General features: G+C 34.9%; 16 protein-coding genes and 5 pseudogenes. 11 read left to right on the forward strand and 10 right to left on the reverse strand.

Annotated elements, in window-relative coordinates; all coding sequences use genetic code 11:
- Positions 1 to 719, forward strand: a 719-nt coding sequence (locus tag L950_RS17590) for an isopenicillin N synthase family dioxygenase (protein ID WP_021190146.1), incomplete at its 5' end; no start/stop codon positions are given.
- Positions 720 to 881: 162 nt separating this feature from the next.
- On the opposite strand, the gene L950_RS17595 is transcribed toward L950_RS17590, so the two are convergent.
- The 4 genes from L950_RS17595 to L950_RS17605 all read right to left on the reverse strand — a co-directional run bounded on the left by L950_RS17595 (position 882) and on the right by L950_RS17605 (position 3,332).
- Positions 882 to 1,658, reverse strand: a complete 777-nt coding sequence (locus tag L950_RS17595) for a porin family protein (RefSeq protein ID WP_031288372.1) — start codon at positions 1,656 to 1,658, stop codon at positions 882 to 884.
- A 29-nt stretch (positions 1,659 to 1,687) separates the two neighbouring features.
- Positions 1,688 to 1,957 (reverse strand): PCMD domain-containing protein, encoded by a 270-nt coding sequence (locus L950_RS35690; protein ID WP_197086519.1) that lies wholly within the window; start codon positions 1,955 to 1,957, stop codon positions 1,688 to 1,690.
- Positions 1,926 to 2,828, reverse strand: a complete 903-nt coding sequence (locus L950_RS17600) for a PCMD domain-containing protein (RefSeq protein ID WP_197086518.1) — start codon at positions 2,826 to 2,828, stop codon at positions 1,926 to 1,928. Before L950_RS17600 ends, L950_RS35690 begins: the two co-directional genes overlap by 32 nt.
- A 150-nt stretch (positions 2,829 to 2,978) precedes the next feature.
- A complete protein-coding gene (locus tag L950_RS17605; protein ID WP_021190148.1) occupies positions 2,979 to 3,332 on the reverse strand; it encodes an MmcQ/YjbR family DNA-binding protein in 354 nt (117 codons plus the stop codon).
- A 194-nt stretch (positions 3,333 to 3,526) separates the two neighbouring features.
- Here L950_RS17605 and L950_RS17610 point away from each other — a divergent pair, with 194 nt between their 5' ends.
- Genes L950_RS17610 through L950_RS26910 form a run of 3 tightly spaced genes read left to right on the forward strand, consistent with a single transcriptional unit; the run spans position 3,527 to position 7,081 of the window.
- Entirely contained in the window at positions 3,527 to 6,199 is a 2,673-nt protein-coding gene (locus tag L950_RS17610; RefSeq protein WP_021190149.1) for a TonB-dependent receptor domain-containing protein, read from the forward strand.
- Complete coding sequence (locus L950_RS17615) at positions 6,192 to 6,419, forward strand: hypothetical protein (protein WP_021190150.1); 228 nt, start codon at positions 6,192 to 6,194, stop codon at positions 6,417 to 6,419. The genes L950_RS17610 and L950_RS17615 overlap by 8 nt, the downstream gene beginning before the upstream one ends.
- Before the next feature lie 23 nt (positions 6,420 to 6,442).
- On the forward strand, positions 6,443 to 7,081 hold the full coding sequence (locus L950_RS26910) for a GLPGLI family protein (protein ID WP_021190151.1): 639 nt from the start codon (positions 6,443 to 6,445) through the stop codon (positions 7,079 to 7,081).
- Positions 7,082 to 7,099: 18 nt separating this feature from the next.
- Here the strand turns inward: L950_RS26910 and L950_RS17625 are convergent, their stop codons facing one another.
- A complete protein-coding gene (locus L950_RS17625) occupies positions 7,100 to 7,654 on the reverse strand; it encodes a thioredoxin family protein (RefSeq protein WP_021190152.1) in 555 nt (184 codons plus the stop codon).
- Positions 7,655 to 7,867: 213 nt separating this feature from the next.
- Here L950_RS17625 and dnaK point away from each other — a divergent pair.
- Positions 7,868 to 9,771, forward strand: a pseudogene (gene dnaK, locus L950_RS17630) (molecular chaperone DnaK).
- A 57-nt stretch (positions 9,772 to 9,828) separates the two neighbouring features.
- On the opposite strand, the gene L950_RS17635 reads toward dnaK, so the two are convergent.
- The 5 genes and pseudogenes from L950_RS17635 to L950_RS17655 all read right to left on the reverse strand — a co-directional run bounded on the left by L950_RS17635 (position 9,829) and on the right by L950_RS17655 (position 13,953).
- Complete coding sequence (locus L950_RS17635) at positions 9,829 to 10,035, reverse strand: helix-turn-helix transcriptional regulator (RefSeq protein WP_021190153.1); 207 nt, start codon at positions 10,033 to 10,035, stop codon at positions 9,829 to 9,831.
- Positions 10,025 to 10,534 (reverse strand): hypothetical protein, encoded by a 510-nt coding sequence (locus tag L950_RS17640; protein WP_021190154.1) that lies wholly within the window; start codon positions 10,532 to 10,534, stop codon positions 10,025 to 10,027. The genes L950_RS17635 and L950_RS17640 overlap by 11 nt, the downstream gene beginning before the upstream one ends.
- Positions 10,535 to 10,664: 130 nt before the next feature.
- Positions 10,665 to 11,344: pseudogene (locus tag L950_RS37415) on the reverse strand (TIGR02117 family protein).
- Positions 11,345 to 11,446: 102 nt separating this feature from the next.
- Positions 11,447 to 12,357: pseudogene (locus L950_RS17650) on the reverse strand (NDP-sugar synthase).
- Positions 12,358 to 12,412: 55 nt separating this feature from the next.
- A pseudogene (locus tag L950_RS17655) lies at positions 12,413 to 13,953 on the reverse strand (helicase HerA-like domain-containing protein).
- A gap of 220 nt (positions 13,954 to 14,173) precedes the next feature.
- Here L950_RS17655 and L950_RS17660 point away from each other — a divergent pair.
- From L950_RS17660 to L950_RS37420, 6 genes and pseudogenes are all read left to right on the forward strand, one after another.
- Positions 14,174 to 14,506: a hypothetical protein gene (locus L950_RS17660; RefSeq protein WP_021190155.1), complete on the forward strand. Its 333-nt coding sequence runs from the start codon at positions 14,174 to 14,176 to the stop codon at positions 14,504 to 14,506.
- 98 nt (positions 14,507 to 14,604) lie between these two features.
- Positions 14,605 to 16,143 (forward strand): SulP family inorganic anion transporter, encoded by a 1,539-nt coding sequence (locus L950_RS17665; protein ID WP_031288378.1) that lies wholly within the window; start codon positions 14,605 to 14,607, stop codon positions 16,141 to 16,143.
- Positions 16,144 to 16,236: 93 nt separating this feature from the next.
- Positions 16,237 to 16,881: a carbonic anhydrase gene (locus L950_RS17670; RefSeq protein WP_021190157.1), complete on the forward strand. Its 645-nt coding sequence runs from the start codon at positions 16,237 to 16,239 to the stop codon at positions 16,879 to 16,881.
- A gap of 160 nt (positions 16,882 to 17,041) precedes the next feature.
- Complete coding sequence (locus L950_RS33770; RefSeq protein WP_231577388.1) at positions 17,042 to 17,203, forward strand: glutamate--tRNA ligase family protein; 162 nt, start codon at positions 17,042 to 17,044, stop codon at positions 17,201 to 17,203.
- Positions 17,179 to 18,293, forward strand: a pseudogene (gene glnS, locus L950_RS33775) (glutamine--tRNA ligase); the annotation flags it as partial. The gene L950_RS33770 and the pseudogene glnS, both read left to right, overlap by 25 nt.
- 96 nt (positions 18,294 to 18,389) lie before the next feature.
- Complete coding sequence (locus L950_RS37420; RefSeq protein WP_410528137.1) at positions 18,390 to 18,746, forward strand: hypothetical protein; 357 nt, start codon at positions 18,390 to 18,392, stop codon at positions 18,744 to 18,746.
- Positions 18,747 to 18,821 lie beyond the last annotated feature (75 nt).

The raw sequence follows: 18,821 nt of genomic DNA on the forward strand, positions 1-18,821 counted from the left end.
GGTATACAACAAAAGGTCGCGAAAAAGCAAAAGATTCCACAACTCCAGATTTGAAAGAATTTTGGCAAAGAGGACAAACAATCGTTGGTGAAGAATATAGTAAAACTGATTTTCCTGATAATCCTGAAGTTGCCGAATTACCCCGATTCAGTGAAATCACCGCCGAAGTATATAAAAAACTAGAAGATACTGGTCGTGAATTATTAAAAGCAATTGCAACTTATTTGGAGCTAGAAGAAGATTATTTCGAAAAATTCGTTATCAACGGTAACTCTATTTTACGTGCAATCCATTACTTTCCGATCCAAAATCCTGATGAATTAGCACCTGATGCTGTTCGCGCCGGAGCACACGAAGATATCAATTTGATTACTTTATTAATTGGAGCGAGTGCTGACGGTCTTGAGGTTATGACAAAAGACGGTGAATGGTTTCCTATTAAAGCTAAAGGTGAAGATATCGTTATCAATGTTGGTGACATGTTGCAGCGCTTAACAAATAATAAATTAAAATCAACTACACACCGTGTCGTTAATCCACCGCGTGAATTAATGGGTAATTCTCGTTTTTCTATTCCTTTCTTCTTACACCCTAAAGCATCAATGAGCTTAGCTTGTTTAGATTCTTGCATTAGCGAAACCTATCCAAAAGCTTATCCTGATTATACTGCAGGTGAATATTTAGATGAACGTTTGAGAGAGATCGGTTTGAAGATGTAAGTATTTTTTATAAAAAAGAAGACCAACCTTTCAAACAAACTGTTTATTAGAAAACAAAAATGGCCTGTTAAAAATTTAACAGGCCATTTTTAATTTTTAACATCATTAAAATCTTGATTTCCCTTTTGACAATGATCAATCAGGAAATCCATATTAATCTGTTTAAAAAGAATAACCAAAACCTACGTTGAGGTAAATATTATGCATACTGAAATCGATAGAATTGAAATCTTTTTCTAAAATATTATTGAAGCCATATGTAAGGTCTGTCAATAATTTAAAATGTTTATTCATTTTCCATTCTGCTCCAAGTTGAGTACCCCATTGAAATTTCCGAACATTGTCCGAGAAATCATATGCAGCTTGACTTCCGTCTTCAAACGATATTTTTGTTCCTGTTGGTGTATTTTGCCTTAAATAGCCATCCGATACATATCCATCAAATGTATTGTCAATCAATCTTGAAAAATAGAGACCTCCATATAAATTCCATTTATCCGAAAGTTTATAAACAGCCAAAACAGGTATAGTAAAATATGTATTACTCACATTTGTCTGTACTTTTCCTGTATAGTAACCTCTAACTTTTGAATTATCCTTAACCACTTCTGTTAGATAGTTCTTGACGCGGGCATTGGTCTTCATTCCTTTTTCTTCAAAACGAAGCCCTAATCGCACTCCCCATTTTCCATTTTCATGTATCCATTTAGTAGCGTTTGCTTCTAAACCAAAACTAAACCCGGGATTAAAACTTTCAATCTTTCTTATTTCACGAGGCATACCTAATGGACTACTGCCCCCTATACTAAATTGCGCTTGCACTGCGTAATCAATATTTGTATTAAAAAAATTTGTGTTACTGTTAACTGTACTGTCTTGCGCCTGGGCATATTGGGTAACCATTAAACAAATAGCTACAACATATAGTATTCTGTTCATTACAATAGTTTTATTATTTATATTCATCATTATTTTTTTTGACCTGTAACAAGCTCTACCTCATCAATAAATAAAGTACTTCCTACAGCACCATTAAAAATATCTCCTTCTTTACTTGAACTCAATACTATGGTATACATATATTCTTTAGCTGGATCAAAAGATTTACCATTCACAAAAGAAAAAGGAACATTAAATGCTGTCCATTTATCAGTTTCAATTTGTTCTTTTGTTCCAATTCTAGCAACACTAACGATCCGAGAATCTTTAAAGGCATGTGTACCTGTTAAGAAATTTATTTAAATCAGCTGATTTTTCAAATAAAATTGCATATCCATCCCACGTATCTTTAGTGAGCTGTGATGGTTTTGTATTATCTACAAATTTTTCACCGGCTTTATATTTAAAGAAACCTTTTAATGCTACCGGAGCAGTATCATTGTTGTACGAGATACCAAATCGAGTAGAATTAACAGTAGGAAAAGTAAGCCTGAACTCCCCAACAAACAGATTACCCGCAGCCAATGGCGAACCGAACATCCCGCCTAATGGACCGGTATCTTTCGTCATTAATTTAGCAGCATTACCAAGATAACCGTCTGTTACTTGCGAAGTTGGATAGAAAGATGGTATTAAATCTTTATCCTCTCCCACTAATGTACCAGCAAGAATATTATATCCCTCATTTGCTGTTTCCCAAATAATATTTTTCTGACCGCCTGCTGTTAATTCAAAAAACTGATGGTAATGACCTACAGGATTATCTGTATCAACAACTTGTGCATTTTCAAATGCACCATAAAAATTAGCGCCTTCGTCAACTACAAATGAGACTGTATAAGTCTTTGACCATGCACCATCTTGAGAAGTTACCGTATATTTTTGAGGTTGTGAAAAATCAAGTTCGGTACCACTTTTTGGCAAGATAGTCGCTCCTGGTGTCAACACAAACTCAGGCGTATGTACGTAACTACCAGAAAAGCGTTTTAGTTTAAAAATAATCGTATTATTACCTATAGAAGGTGCTGTACTAAGTGCTAAATCTCCATTCAGAATACTCGCCTGTTCAATATCAGCTTCTGTATTCAATGCCTCTTCTTTAATACAGCCATTTAATACAAAAAACAGCATAATACAAATCATAAACGATAGAATTCGTTTTTGTTCCATAATAAATTAATATTTAATGTAAAATATCGTTAATTGTGAGAATTATTAACGTGGCGCAAAGTTAAGATTGTTGGGGTAACAACTTAAATTTCGTGGAGAAAAAAGACCTTTGTCTCTAAAACTTGACAATTAAAGGAAATTCAACTGTTATTAAAGATTTTCTTTTATTTTTTTAGGCAATGATGCAAACACAAGATCATAACTATGATCAATTAATTCCAATAACTTTTGGTCTGTTAATTCACGATTTGCATGAACTGTATTCCAATGTTTCTTATTCATATGATAACCTGGAAAAACTGTCTGCAGAAATTCCTGTCTCAAACTAATAGCATACTCTGGATCACACTTAACATTAAAAGATAGTCCCTCCAATTGATCTAACCCAACTAATAGAAAAACTTTAGAAGCAACTTTAAAAACCAGTGTATCAGGACCAAATGGAAGTTCTTCTGTTACTGCATTTTTTGCTATGCAATAATCGCGTAATTCTTCGATATTCATGTTTGGATTTTTTCTGAAAGTTAAGAAATAATTATTATTTTACCCAATGTACAGCCTGCTGATAAAGATTATAAAAAAACAAAAAATGTTAATTATTGTAAATAATGCTCTGTTTTTATAACATTCTGATTACACAAATATTAAGAACCGGTTAATATTCTATATTTGACACATAACTTCACCTAAATAGCATTATGAACAGGATATTTTTCCTCCTATTATTTTTTTGCACATCATTAAGTTACGCACAAACTTCTATTAAGGGTAAGGTTATAGATCGAGGCGAAAACAAGCCCCTTTTCAATGCTTCAGTAATCTTACTTACGGCACAAGATTCTATTTTGAAAGTATTTACACGCACAAACGAGGAAGGTAGTTTCAATATTCAACCCCCAGAAAAAGGTGCTTATCGCGTACTTGTGACTTATCCAAAATTTGAACTATACAGTGACATTATAAATGTAGAAGATAGCAAGATTGATTTACATGATATTAAGATAAGTTCACGAGCCAATGTTCTTGAAGAGGTTGTTATTACGCAAAAACTACCAATAAAAATTAAAGGTGACACAATAGAATATAATGCCGGTAGTTTTGAAACTGAAAAAAATGCAAAATTGGAAGACCTTCTCCGAAGGTTACCCGGTATGACTGTATCTTCGGACGGAACTATTACTGCTCAGGGGAAAACAGTTTCAAAGGTATTGATAGATGGTGAAGAATTTTTTGGTTATGATCCTAAAATTGCGATTCGCAATGTTAGAGCAGATGCTATTGACAAAGTACAGGTATACGAGAAAAAATCTGATGAAGCTGAATTAACGGGAGTGGATGACGGCGTACGTATCAAAACGGTTAATGTGGTGCTTAAAGAAGAAGCTAGAAAAGGTATTTTCGGAAATGCGAATGCTACAATTGGTACTAAACATTTATTTGACGCGGGTTTATTTGCCGCTAAATTCAATCGTTCTGAACGTATAGGACTAACCGGAAACTGGAACAATATGGGAGGGGGAAATGATTCAAGGATCCGTTCCAATGCCAGCATTCAAGGTAAACCTGAATATAAAAATATTGGCGTAAATTATGATAATGTATTTCTAAAGAAAAGATTATCATTAAATTCCAGTTATAATTTCAACAACAACAGCGCTACTAATGAACGAACTTCTAACGTTAAGGAATTATTTGAAGACAAAACACAAGAAACAATAGGAAGTAACAGCTCCGATAACGATACAAAAAATAACAATGTCAGAACACAGGTACGATTCAAAATCGATTCTATCCAAAATCTAGACGTTCAATTGAATGCAGGCAAATCAGACACCTATACTAAAAGTACGTCGAACCGTAGGATCACCATTAATGACACTACACTAACGAACACTTTTGATGAAAATAACAGCTCAAAGGGAAATAATGATAATGCCGATTTCCGTATTAATTATAGAAGAAGATTAAACAATAATGGACGGTCTATTAATGTTCAGTTTAATACGCAATTATCACAAAGTGAATCTATTGGTCAAACAAAATCGATTACAAACTATTATAAAAACAACGCGCTTAACAGAGCTGATACTATAGATCAAAAACGTGTAAACGAAGCGAAGAACAATCGAATCGGTGCTTCTCTAAATTTAAATGAGAAATTACTTCAAGACTTGTACCTAACTGTAGGATATACGATGAACAGTAGCGTTTCAAAAAGTCTAAATAGATCATTAAATGCCAATGGACTGGGTGAATATACGTTGTTAGATTCATTATATTCTAAAAATGAAGAAAACAAAAATTTCAATCAGGGTGCAAATATTCAGTTAAACTACAACATTAAAGACAAACTCAATATTAACCTATCAAATACGATGAGCTATAGGAATCAAAAATTAATTGACACCTATCGTGATATTAATCTCAATCGCAACTTTTGGGATAATAACCTGAATATGAATGTTAATTACAAATTGTCTTTAAACAAAAATTTGATGCTTAGCTACGGTACATCGAACAGAATTCCGACGTTCGGACAATTGATAGCCTTACAACCACAGACAAATCCATTATTTGTACAATTAGGAAACCCCGATTTAAAGAAATCAACTGAAAACTCTTATAATTTAAATTTTAATACCTTTAGCATTTTAAGAAGTTCGAGCTTCAATATCAATGCGGGTATTACAACAACACATAATCCGATTGCAAATAAGAGAATCCTTGATTCTGAAGGGGTGACAACCAGTAATTATGAAAACATACGAGATAAAATAAACTGGTCCGCTAGAGTATACTCTGGTTATAGTAAACCTTTATTTAATAATTTACTTCAGTTCAATCCAAATGCGAATTTAAGTTATGGAAATAGTTACGACTTTCTGAATGGTGTATTGAACAATTCCAAGAACTACAATGCAAGTGCAGGTTTTGGATTAAATAAACAAAATTCTAAGGTTATTGACTTCAACTTCTTTACGAATATAGGTGTTGATCGTGTGGAGACTCTTTTACAACCTGATTTAAACAGTAATAGTCTGAGAGCAAATATCAATACGGATATCAAATACTTCCTACCCTTTAAATTTGATCTGGTGCAGGTTATTAATTACGGATATACGGGTAAGAACAAAGTATACACTAAAGCTATCAATCAATTTTATATGAATATGGAATTAAATAAGAAATTGATGAGCAATAACCTACAATTAAGCTTAAAAGCATTTGATATTTTTAAAACATTCAATACTACCAATCGCTCATTTGACAGCAGTAAATTTTCGGAATCACAACAACAGATGCTTACTCAATATTTCATGCTTGGATTGAAATGGGATTTTAACAAAAAATTAGGAAAGAAAAATGACTAAATTATTAATAGGTTTCATTCTTTTGCTATTTGGCACAGATGCATTTGCGCAACATGCTTACTTTGCAACAAAGGGAACCATCAATTTTGAAAAAGTGGTGTATACGAAAGCGAGAATGCGAGAATTGATGGCTAAGCATGGTGGAAACGGTAATAGAGGTATGATGTACATGGGAAACATCGATGAAATGCCAGAAGTTCTACATCCAATTTTGTTCTGAAGTTTGATGAGAACCAGACATTGATGGAGTCCAATGCAGAAGAAACGCCAACAAAACCCAATACCTCACCAGCAAATACAAGAGTTGGAAGAAGTTCAGGAGGAGGACGAGGGAATGCAGGAGCCAATCAACGAACAGGCACAAATGGAGGTGGCGGTATGCGTGGCATGGGCAGAGGAAACAACAGAATGGGCGATAAAACTTATTTTCAGAACCTTAAAGCTAAGCTTTCTGAAGTACAGCTTCAAATTGACGAAAAAATTATTATAAAAGATAGTCTTCAGGATGTTACATGGCGATTCACAGATGAGTTTAGAACAATTTCAGGGTATGAATGTAGACGTGTAAATGGGGCGACGAAAGATTCACTTTATCTAATCGCTTTTTATACAGAAGAGATTCCTGTTTCAGGAGGGCCGGTATTAACAGGAGGATTGCCGGGAATGATCTTGGGACTTGTTATTCCTGAAATGCATATCAATTATTGGGCGACTGAGGTAAAATTCACCACTGATCAGGTTTCAAGTTCGTGGAAAGATAAAAAAGCAAAAGAGATGTCATCCAACGAATTTTTTAAATTGCTTTCAGGCAGTATGTTTAGGGGAAGAGGTAACAGTGATGCACAACAAAGAAGACAAATATTAGAGCAGATTCTTTATTAAAGAATCTGCTCTAATCAGTTATCGACTAAGTATGTCAACTAATTCCTCCTGTATGGCAACTCCTTTATCTTGATTATACCATTTTTGAATCTCTTCTTTAATGTCATTAAATTCAGCTCCTTTACCTTTCATCATAACAAATAGATCTGTACAGCCCTGAGGGCGCGGTCCCCATACAGCCAAGTCATCACCTTGCTCATTACGAATCACTAATTTAGGAATAGACTTTCCGCCATTGGTCAAATATTGGTTAATTGTATAAGGTTCCGAATCACGTAACTGTATATCCAGAACAAGCAATGGATTACTCTTCACCATCTGGTAAATCATGGGGACAGAATGAGCGGCATCACCGCACCATGGTTCTGTTATTAAGATCCAATGTTGCTTGGTTGCAATCCCGTTCATAAATGAAGCTGTTTCAGCATTGGGTTCAAATTTTTTCAACCAGCGATTCATCCTCGACCAATTTAATTTGGTGTAATTAAAGATTTCTTCGTCTTGATAACCTTCATAATTCTCGGGATTTTCTACGATAGCTTTAAAATAGGATACGTATTCTTCGAACTGCATATATTAGCTTTTATATTTTGGGATACAATATGACAAAATTTTGCCATTTGCACAATTCTGACGAAATAAAGAAACATAAAAATGACAGTTTGTCACCAATTCTGACGTTTACTTGTCAATTTTATTCATTTTCATGAAAACAAAATGATTGGCACAAGGGTTGATTAGGTAGGTATACAACAAACAGATTAGTAAAAAATAAATATATATAATATGTCTAAAATAATAGGAATCGACTTAGGTACGACCAATTCATGTGTTGCTGTAATGGAAGGTAACGAACCGGTAGTTATTGCTAACAATGAGGGTAAACGTACAACCCCTTCTATCGTTGCTTTTGTTGAAGGTGGCGAGCGTAAGGTAGGTGATCCAGCAAAACGTCAAGCGATCACAAACCCGACTAAAACTATTTACTCTATTAAACGCTTTATGGGTTTATCTTATGATGAGTCTGTAAATGAAGCGCAACATGTACCTTATAATGTAGTAAAAGGCGACAACAATACACCACGTGTAGAAATTGACGACCGTAAATATACACCTCAAGAAATTTCAGCTATGATTCTTCAAAAAATGAAGAAAACTGCAGAAGATTTCTTAGGTCAAGAAGTAACTGAAGCTGTAATTACAGTTCCTGCATACTTCAATGATGCACAACGTCAAGCAACTAAAGAAGCTGGTGAAATCGCTGGTTTAACAGTTAAACGTATTATCAACGAGCCAACAGCTGCTGCTTTAGCTTATGGTTTAGATAAAGCACACAAAGACATGAAAATTGTTGTTTTTGACTGTGGTGGTGGTACACATGACGTTTCAGTATTGGAATTAGGTGATGGTGTATTTGAAGTTAAATCTACTGACGGTGATACACACTTAGGTGGTGATGACTTTGATAATGTAATCATCAACTGGTTAAATGACGAGTTTAAAAACGAAAACAATGGCTTTGACTTGAAAAAAGATCCAATGGCATTGCAACGTTTGAAAGAAGCTGCTGAGAAAGCTAAAATTGAATTATCAAGCACAACTTCTACTGAAATCAATTTGCCATACATCACTGCTGATGCAACAGGCCCGAAACACTTAGTTCGTCCTTTATCACGTGCTAAATTTGAAAGCTTAGCTGCTGATTTGATCAAACGTACAATTGATCCTTGTCGTTCTGCATTGAAAAATGCTGGATTCAGTACAGGTGATATCGATGAGATCATCTTAGTTGGTGGCTCTACACGTATCCCTGCAATCGTTGATGCAGTAAAAGCATTCTTCGGAAAAGAGCCTTCTAAAGGTGTTAACCTGATGAAGTTGTAGCATTAGGTGCTGCTATCCAAGGTGGTGTATTAACTGGTGAAGTGAAAGACGTATTATTATTAGACGTTACTCCTTTATCATTAGGTATCGAAACAATGGGTGGTGTGATGACTAAATTAATTGAAGCAAATACAACTATTCCTACTAAAAAGTCTGAAACGTTCTCAACTGCTTCTGATAATCAACCATCTGTTGAAATCCACATCTTACAAGGAGAGCGTCCAATGGCTGCTCAAAACCGTACGATTGGCCGTTTCCACTTAAATGATATTCCTTCTGCTCCTCGTGGTGTTCCTCAAATTGAAGTAACATTCGACATCGATGCAAATGGTATCATTAAAGTTTCTGCTAAAGATAAAGCAACTGGAAAAGAGCAAAATATCCGTATTGAAGCTTCATCTGGTTTATCTGACGAAGAAATCAAAAAAATGAAAGAAGAAGCTGAAGCAAATGCTGAAGCGGATCAAAAAATGAAAGAAGAAGCTGATAAAATCAATGGTGCAGATGCTTTGATTTTCTCAACTGAAAAACAATTAAAAGAATACGGAGATAAAATTTCAGCAGATAAAAAAGCGGCTATCGAAGCTGGTTTAGTAAAATTGAAAGCTGCTTTTGAAGCAAGAAGTTTTGCTGATATCGATTCAGCTTCTGCAGAAGTAAACAATGCTTGGAATGCTGCTTCTGAAGAGATGTATGCTGCTTCACAAGGTGGTTCACAACCTCAAGGTGATGCTGGTCAAGCAAACAATGGTGGTAACCAAGGTGGTGATGACGTAACTGACGTAGAATACGAAGAAGTCAAATAATTACACTCCTTTTAAATAATAAAAAGCTCGAAGATGAATCTTCGAGCTTTTTTATTATTAGACCAAGTCTGAATCTTCCAATTGGAATAATTCTTCTATACTTTTATCCAATACTCTTGATAACTTAAGTGCCAATACAGTTGAAGGAACATATTTCGCAGCTTCCAAGGCATTGATTGTCTGTCTACTTACTCCGACTTTATTTGCTAACTGTTCTTGTGAATAATCTTTCATCAGTCGATTGATTTTAATATTATTCTTCATGCGCTAACCTCCTATTCATTTTAAAAACCTGGAACCGAAAAATAATAATATAAAGCAATAATATAATATTTGGACTTAAAAATGCCAGGCTTATATACCAACTAGCATAAACAAATGCAATTAATAATACATTGAAAATAGCAAAAGAAATAATAGACCAGGACCAAGAATAAAGACGAATAGAATTAATCATTTCATCCTCATACTTATACTTCGTAAATGCAATAAAACTCAACCCTAAAAAGATCGATAAAAGCTGTAATGTTAGTGACATTTCTGTATTAATAATTTCAAAAGGGCCATCATTTCCTCCCAAAACTGCAAAAGTAGAAAAAGATAATTCGAAAGGCATAATCTCTACCCCTTTTATTCTTGGATAATTAGTAATTAAAATACTATTTTCTTTTAGCATATATAATGCCGTTGGGATTAAAAACATGAGGACTAATCCTAATCCAATCCACCGGAAGTACCGGGGTAATAAAGGAATTTTTTTCATAATGATTTTAAGTTTTATATTGTTAGTACGACAAATGTAAAACTAATCATACATATTGACAAGTGTTTTTTACAAAATGTAAAATACTTGTCAATCTATTATGTCTTTTATTGTGATGAATACTGGAGTGCTATTTTTTGTAATGGCTTAATATTCCTTTATCTAATGTTGCCCATATACCCGCTGGCATATTCGCCTTTTTAAGAGCCTCGTTCGTCCAAGTATTGCATGAGTAAAACATGCTGTAAGATCCTTTGGCTTCATAAAAAGCATCCGAATCACCATACTGTGCATTAGTATTAATTACAATTGGCTTATTTTCAGCATCATATTCCAACGATGATTTCACAAAATCAATAAGGATTTGATATTGTACTGTATCAATCATATACTTGTAACAGAGCTCATTCTCCTCCACTGATTTATGATAGGTAATATGTAGTGCCGTTTCACCAATGCCAGTTGCTGCTACAAATGCTGTCGAAGCTTTTAGATCTTTCCATTCTGGGGTATTTAAATAAAAGCCTTATCTCCCCATCCTATTCCCATGTAAGTATATGTGGTATCTTTTCCCTTATTATTACTTAATGGAAATAGATGTGTCCAATCCATCAGATTATTTTTAACGGGGAATACTAGATCTGTATGCACACCATTTGACATAATATACAACGTTATATCTTTCGGTAGAGCAGAATTTTCTCTATGTGCACTTATTCGCGATAAGACACGTTCTGACAACCAATAAATAAATACAATTAGAATGAGTGTGATAAGAATATATAATAGCACTTTTAATATTTTTTTCATGTTTATAATGGACTTGATCTTAGAATGATAATACCTTCTAATACTCAAACATAAAAAACCCGCAACAAATATTGCGGGTTTAGAAAATACTACGATAATATTTTAAAATATTTTTTCTGGATATGCACCATCTGCAATCAATTTTAGGATTGATGCCTGCACAATTTCCTTATCTTCTTTATAGGTAACACCGAACCATTTTGATGAGGTCGGGATAACTTTAAATCTGCTTGCTTTGTTTGCACGAAATAATCTGCTACAGAAGGAATGAAGAATTCAGATTTAGGATCTTCCGAATTTTTCTCAACAAAATCTCTAAACATGCCTTCAGCCACTTCAAATACTTTTGGAGTAAAGCCCCAGAAATTCATAGATACACGACTTTCCGGATCCAACTCTGTTATTACATCACCTTCTTCGAAAACTATTTTTTTCTCGCCTTCAATTTCTTTATAGTATATCTTAGTACGTTCCGTAACACTTTCCATATGTCCTGAAGGACTTACTACACATACCCCTCTAGATACATAACCATAATCGGATAACGTATTACCAACTTGAAATCCCATCAAAGCCATTTGGTCATCTGATACTTCAGTTGTTAAGAACTTAGCCATTTTTTCGTAAGAATCCGTACCGTAAAAATCATCTGCATTAATCACACAGAAAGGTCCATCAACGTGATTTTTTGCACTCATTACAGCGTGTGCAGTACCCCAAGGTTTAGCACGCTCTATTTCACGGTCAATACCATACTTCTTTAAATCAAAATCTTGGAAAGCGTAATCTACTTCGATTTTTCCTTTTAACTTTTCGTCAAAGACTTCTTTCATTTTATCTAAAAATTCTTCACGAATTATAAATACTACTTTGCCAAATCCAGCATTAATAGCATCATAGATAGAATAATCAATAATAGTTTCGCCGTGAGGCCCAAAAGCATCAATCTGTTTCAATGATCCGTAACGGCTAGCCATACCTGCTGCCAAAATTAATAAAGTTGGTTTACTCATATCCAATTTCTAGGTCGTTTCTAGTTTAAATTTGTGCAAATATATAAATATTAGATTACTTTTTCTTAAAGAATGCTGTTAACAAACCACTTGCCAGTTTCCCCAACAACTTTACCCCTTCTCTTGCAAGTGTGGTCGTCGCTGTTTTCTGAGCGGCTTCTAGTGGTGTTTGTCTTCTCGAACTGCTCTTAGCAAGCTTAGCCTCTTCTTTTTCTCGATCTTGCTGTATCTGCTGATCATTTGCCACTTTCATTCTTTCATCAACAATCTCAGCTGCAGAGCGATTTTCCTCACGTTGTTGATATTTCAAATACAAATCAGATTGTTTGACAAGCTGATCGTAAGTTGTTGCATCTGCAGGTCCCATGACAGCTCTTGCTGGTACCAGATGTGTGGAAACAACTTCTGTAGGAATTCCTTTATCATTCAGCACTGTAATGAGTGCCTGCCCTGTTCCTAAGGATGTTAATATTTGATCGATTGCATAAAAATCTGATTTAGGATATGTTTTGACAGTTTTTCTTAAATTCTCAGCATCATTCGGAGTAAAAGCACGTAAAGCATGCTGTACGCGATTCCCCAACTGTGCCAACACAGACTCGGAATATCTGTTGGTGACTGAGTACAAAAGAATACGCCTATACCTTTTGATCGAATCAATCTAACGATCTGCTCTACCTGCGTCAGAAATGCTTTAGAAGCATCTTTAAATAGTAGATGAGCTTCATCAAAGAAAAATACCAACTTTGGTTTATCCAAATCGCCTACTTCAGGTAAATTTTTAAACAACTGGGCTAATATACTTAATAGAAATGTTGAAAATAACACGGGTTGATCCTGAACATCCGAAATATTCAATAAACTAATGACACCTCTGCCATCTACTTTTTGAAATAAATCTTCGATATCAAATTCCTTCTCTCCAAATATATGAGCAACACCCTGTTGTTCTATAGCAACTATCTTACGTAAAATAGTTCCGGAACTCGATGTACTTATTTTACCATAATCATCTTTAATCTCCTCACTTCCTGGACCATCGGCGAGGTAACTCAGTAACTTTTTAACATCATTAAAATCAACCAAAGGCATATTATGATCTTGTGCATATTTAAAGATTGCAGCTAACACTCCAGTTTGTGTATCATTCAGTTCTAAAATACGGGACAAAAGAATTGGACCAACATCAGACACTTTTATCCGCATTGTTGTTCCTTTATTACCTGTCAAAGAAAATAATTCGATGGGAAAACTCGCAGGTACAAACGGAACACCCACAGCATCTCCACGATCTATAAGCGCTTGATTGGTTTGTCCTTCAACAGCTAAGCCCGATAAATCACCTTTAACATCTAACATAAACACAGGAACTCCTGCATCAGACAACTGTTCAGCAATTAATTGCAAAGTACGTGTTTTTCCAGTTCCGGTTGCTCCTGTAATTAAGCCATGTCGATTCATCATTTTTAAAGCCAGGTTAACTTTAGCCTCTGATAAAATATTACCATCCAAAATACCTGCACCTAAATAAATATAGGCCCCTTTTGGATTGTATGATGCTTTTACTTTTTCAATAAATAGTGTTTGATCTTCCATTACTTAATTTGCTAATTTTTAAAACCCAAACAGTTAACGCTTGAGAAATCTCTTCATTTTTTACATGTAATTTTTCCTCTATTAAAGATAGAACGAAATATTGAGTCTTTGTAATTTTTTTGTCAGCATGGATTTTTTTTAAAAAATTTCATAATTTTTTAACATGAAAAATGTATTTTTACATACTCTAAATAGGGGACAGATACAGTTTTGAAGAAAGATGTTTAATAAAAAAATTAGAAATATAGCGGCTTTATTATGTGCTTTAATCTTTTTCACAAAGATGAGCATATCAATAACACCTATATTTTCATCTTTATTAGATCAAAATACCATTCTTCAAATTGTGCTTCAATTAGAAATTGAGAACAACAATGGAGCACATAGTGATCATAATGAGTCCGGATCAAAGTTTTTTAATGCCAAAACTGAAGAATCTTACTTTCTAGCGATCATAACTGATAACCACGGAAAACAAAAGCACTACTTGAAAAATGAAAAAAGTATTCGTGCATTCCACCCATCTGTTCCTACGCCGCCTCCTAACTGCTAGGCTTCCTGTACATGCTTTGGCATGACCTCAACTTTGGTCAGATCTGACTAAAGGAAAATCTTATATAAAAAAACAGGTAAAATTTTAGACAAAAACTAATGTTTGGAACTCGTATGTCTGCTTTTCTGAAACTATCGAAAAGAGACTTAAAATATGATGTACCCGCTAGTGTTGTGGTGTTTTTAGTAGCACTTCCACTATGTTTGGGTATTGCAATGGCTTCTGGTGCGCCATTGTTTGCAGGATTGTTAACTGGAGTAATTGGCGGTGTAGTCGTTTCTTCTATCAGTAAATCACCTTTAAGCGTCAGTGGTCCTGCAGCTGGTCTTACAGTTATCGTTTTAGGAGCCATTCAGAGTCTTGGAGCTTATGAAACGTTTTTATTAGCCGTAGTTATTGCTGGAATACTTCAGTTGATTCTAGGTATTGTAAAGGCGGGAATGATTGGTAATTATTTCCCATCCTCGGTTATTGTTGGAATGCTTGCTGCCATTGGGATTACCATTATATTAAAGCAAATTCCTTTGGCACTTGGTATGTTGGAAACACATGCTTTTGAGCTTGATAACGGCCATGGAATTGGCGCATTTACAGACACTTTGGTATCTTCAATTGGCCCTGGGGCTTTGATTATCTGCATCTTATCACTGATTGTTTTAATTTATTGGCCAAGCATACCGAAATTGAAAAGCATTCCTGCTCCACTAATCGTAGTGGCTTTAGGTATCGGATTATCATTTGCCTTTAATGGAACAGCATTTCAATTAGCAGAGTCACAGTTTGTACTTGTACCGATTGTTAATTCCTTTGCAGAATTTACAGGGCTGTTTACGCTTCCCGATTTTACACAGATCATCAATAAAGAAGTTTGGATTGTCGCTTTCACCATTGCGATCATTGCCAGTTTAGAAACACTATTGAGTATTGAAGCGGTCGATAAAATTGATCCATTTAAAAGAAATACGCCGACCAATCGGGAGCTGATTGCACAAGGAGTTGGTAACATAACAAGTGGTCTATTGGGTGGTTTACCAATGACGTCAGTTATTGTACGTTCATCAGCGAATGTAAATGCTGGAGGAAGAACAAGACAATCTGCTTTACTTCATGGTATGTGGTTATTACTAGCGATTCTGATCATACCTAATGTATTAAATTTCATCCCACTATCTTGTTTAGCTGCTATTTTATTGCAAACTGGCTATAAGCTAGCGAAACCAGCTTTATTTACATCTATGTATAAAAAAGGACTTGACCAGTTTATTCCTTTCTTTGCAACAATTGTGGCAATTGTATTTACAGACTTATTAATGGGTGTAGGTATTGGTCTTGTGGTAGCCACTTTTTATATTTTAAAAGCTAATATGCAGAATGCTTTCAAATTTGATATCGTCAAACAAAATGACTACGACAAAGCTGTAATCACTTTAGCGGAAGAAGTATCTTTTTTAAACAAAGCTCCTATTCAACAAAAGCTTTATAGTCTTCCAAAATCTGTTGGCCTTATTGTTATTAACGGTACAGGTAGTAAATTCATTGATAAAGATGTTATCGAGGTCATTAAAGATTTTGAACAGAATGCCCTGACCAAAGGAAAGCGCATTGAATTGACAGATATTGAATACAAGAAAAAATAATAAAATAAAAACAATTAATTAACGAGATTTGTACCTATAAGGGATAAAACATACAGCACATGACTGAATGAACTGTATTAATATATATATAAAATGGAAAAAGATTTAGAAATAGGATTTAAAAAAATTTTACAAGGAAATCGTGAGTGGATGGACTTTGTTAAGAATGATACGACTGGTCGTTTTCAACAATTAGCAAAAGGTCAAAATCCAGAAATTTTATGGATTGGTTGCGCTGATAGTCGTGTTCCTGCAAATGAAATCACAGGTACTAAACCTGGAGAAGTATTTGTACACCGTAATATCGCAAACATGTGTGTGCATTCGGACATGAGCATGTTATCAGTACTCGATTATGCTGTAAATGTATTGAAAGTAAAGCAGATTATTATTGCTGGTCACTATGGCTGTGGTGGTGTAGCGGCATCATTAAGCCGTAATCAATTTGGAATTATTGATAACTGGTTATGTCACATCAAAGATGTTTATCGTTTACATGCAGCAGAAATAGATGCAATTGATGAACATGATAAAAAAGTTGATCGTTTAATTGAGTTAAATGTGCAAGAACAGGTATTTAACTTATGTACAACTTCTATTATCCAAAATGCTTGGAAAGACAGAAACGATCTAGCTGTTCATGGAATGGTCATCAACATTGGAACAGGTGAATTAACAGATCTTGATTGTACGTTCACGAGTAACGAAGATCTTGGAGATGTATTCTCTTATAGATAGCATATAAAAGGATCGGGCAACCGATCCTTTTACTATTAAAAACAGTTCTTTACAGCATCTCTTCTCTCCGTTACAACTCACTCATTTTTCTTTCGAAACAACTTACTTTAAAATGTAAGAACTACTACGGATAATTCGAAGTAATACTTAACTTTGTATTATGATAAACGAGGAGAAATCATTAAATTTTATTGAAGAAATTATCGAAGCAGATCTTCGTAATGGGACCCATGATGGGCGTGTATTGACACGTTTCCCTCCCGAGCCTAACGGCTATCTTCACATCGGTCATGCAAAATCTATTTGCCTAACTTCGGTTTAGGGCAAAAATACAATGGACAGACCAACTTACGTTTTGACGATACTAACCCCGTGACAGAAGATACGGAGTACGTTGAAAGTATTAAAAACGACATTCAATGGCTTGGCTTCAACTGGGCACAGGAATTATATACTTCTGATTACTTTGATACTCTTTATCAATATGCTGTAGACCTCATCAAAAAAGATTTGGCTTATGTGGATGACAGTACGGCAGAAGAGATTGCTGCAGCCAAAGGTACGCCAACTGAACCTGGAGTTCCAACTCCTAATCGCAGTCGTAGCATTGAAGAGAATTTGGTTCTTTTTCAAGAAATGAAAGATGGTAAATACCAAGATGGTGAAAAAGTGTTACGTGCTAAGATAGATCTTGCAAATCCAAACATGCACTTACGTGATCCGCTGTTATACCGTATCAAACATGCGCATCATCACCGAACTGGAAATAAATGGTGTATTTATCCCATGTACGATTTTGCACATGGACAATCAGATTCTATCGAAAAAATCACACATTCTATCTGTACGTTAGAATTTATTCCACATCGTGCATTGTACGACTGGTGTATTGAAAAACTAGAAATCTATCCTTCAAAGCAATATGAATTTGCGCGTTTAAACATGACCTACACCGTTATGAGTAAGCGTAAGCTTTTACAATTGGTAAATGATAAATTTGTAGAAGTTGGGATGATCCACGTATGCCTACTATTTCAGGTTTACGCAGAAGAGGTTATACTCCAGCAAGTATCCGCACTTTCTGTGATAAGATCGGCGTCGCTAAACGCGAAAATATGATTGATGTGAGTCTTTTGGAATTCTGTATTCGTGAGGATCTGAATAAAACAGCATGGAGAAGAATGGCTGTGCTAGACCCTATTAAATTAGTGATCACAAACCTTCCTTCTGACCACATTGAAGAACTACATGGTGAAAACAACCCAGAAGTTGAGGGTGGTGAAGGTTCTCGTATGATTCCTTTTTCAAATGAATTATGGATTGAACGTGATGACTTTATGGAAGATGCTCCAAAGAAATTTTTCCGTTTAGGTCCTGGCCTTTCTGTACGTCTAAAAAATGCATATATCGTAACCTGTCATGACTTCGTTAAAGATGCAAATGGTCAAGTAACAGAAGTCCACTGTATCTATGTGCCCAATTCAAAATCTGGCGAAGACACTTCTGGAATGAAAGTTAAAGGAACTATTCACTGGGTTTCTGTGCCACATGCTAAAGAAACAGAAATCAGATTGTACGATCGTTTATTTAACGATGAAAATCCTGCTGCTTCAGAAAACTTTAAAGAATCGATTAATCCAGATAGTTTAAAAATCAGCAAAGCATTTATTGAACCTGATTTATTAAATGCAATCCCTGGAAAAGGTTATCAGTTTATCCGTTTAGGGTATTTCACTTTAGATACATCTTCTAAACCAGATCACTTGGTTTTCAACCGTACGGTCGGACTAAAAGACTCTTGGGCCAAGGAAGTTAAAAAGGGAATAATAATTAACAAAGGAAGACAGCTGCTTCCTTTTTGTTAATTATACTTCTATTCTGATTAGATTACATCTTTTATATTTATTTGCTTCAGCTCATGCATATATGCATATCATGTC

Source organism: Sphingobacterium sp. IITKGP-BTPF85 (assembly GCF_001006065.1).
GTDB lineage: Bacteria > Bacteroidota > Bacteroidia > Sphingobacteriales > Sphingobacteriaceae > Sphingobacterium > Sphingobacterium anhuiense.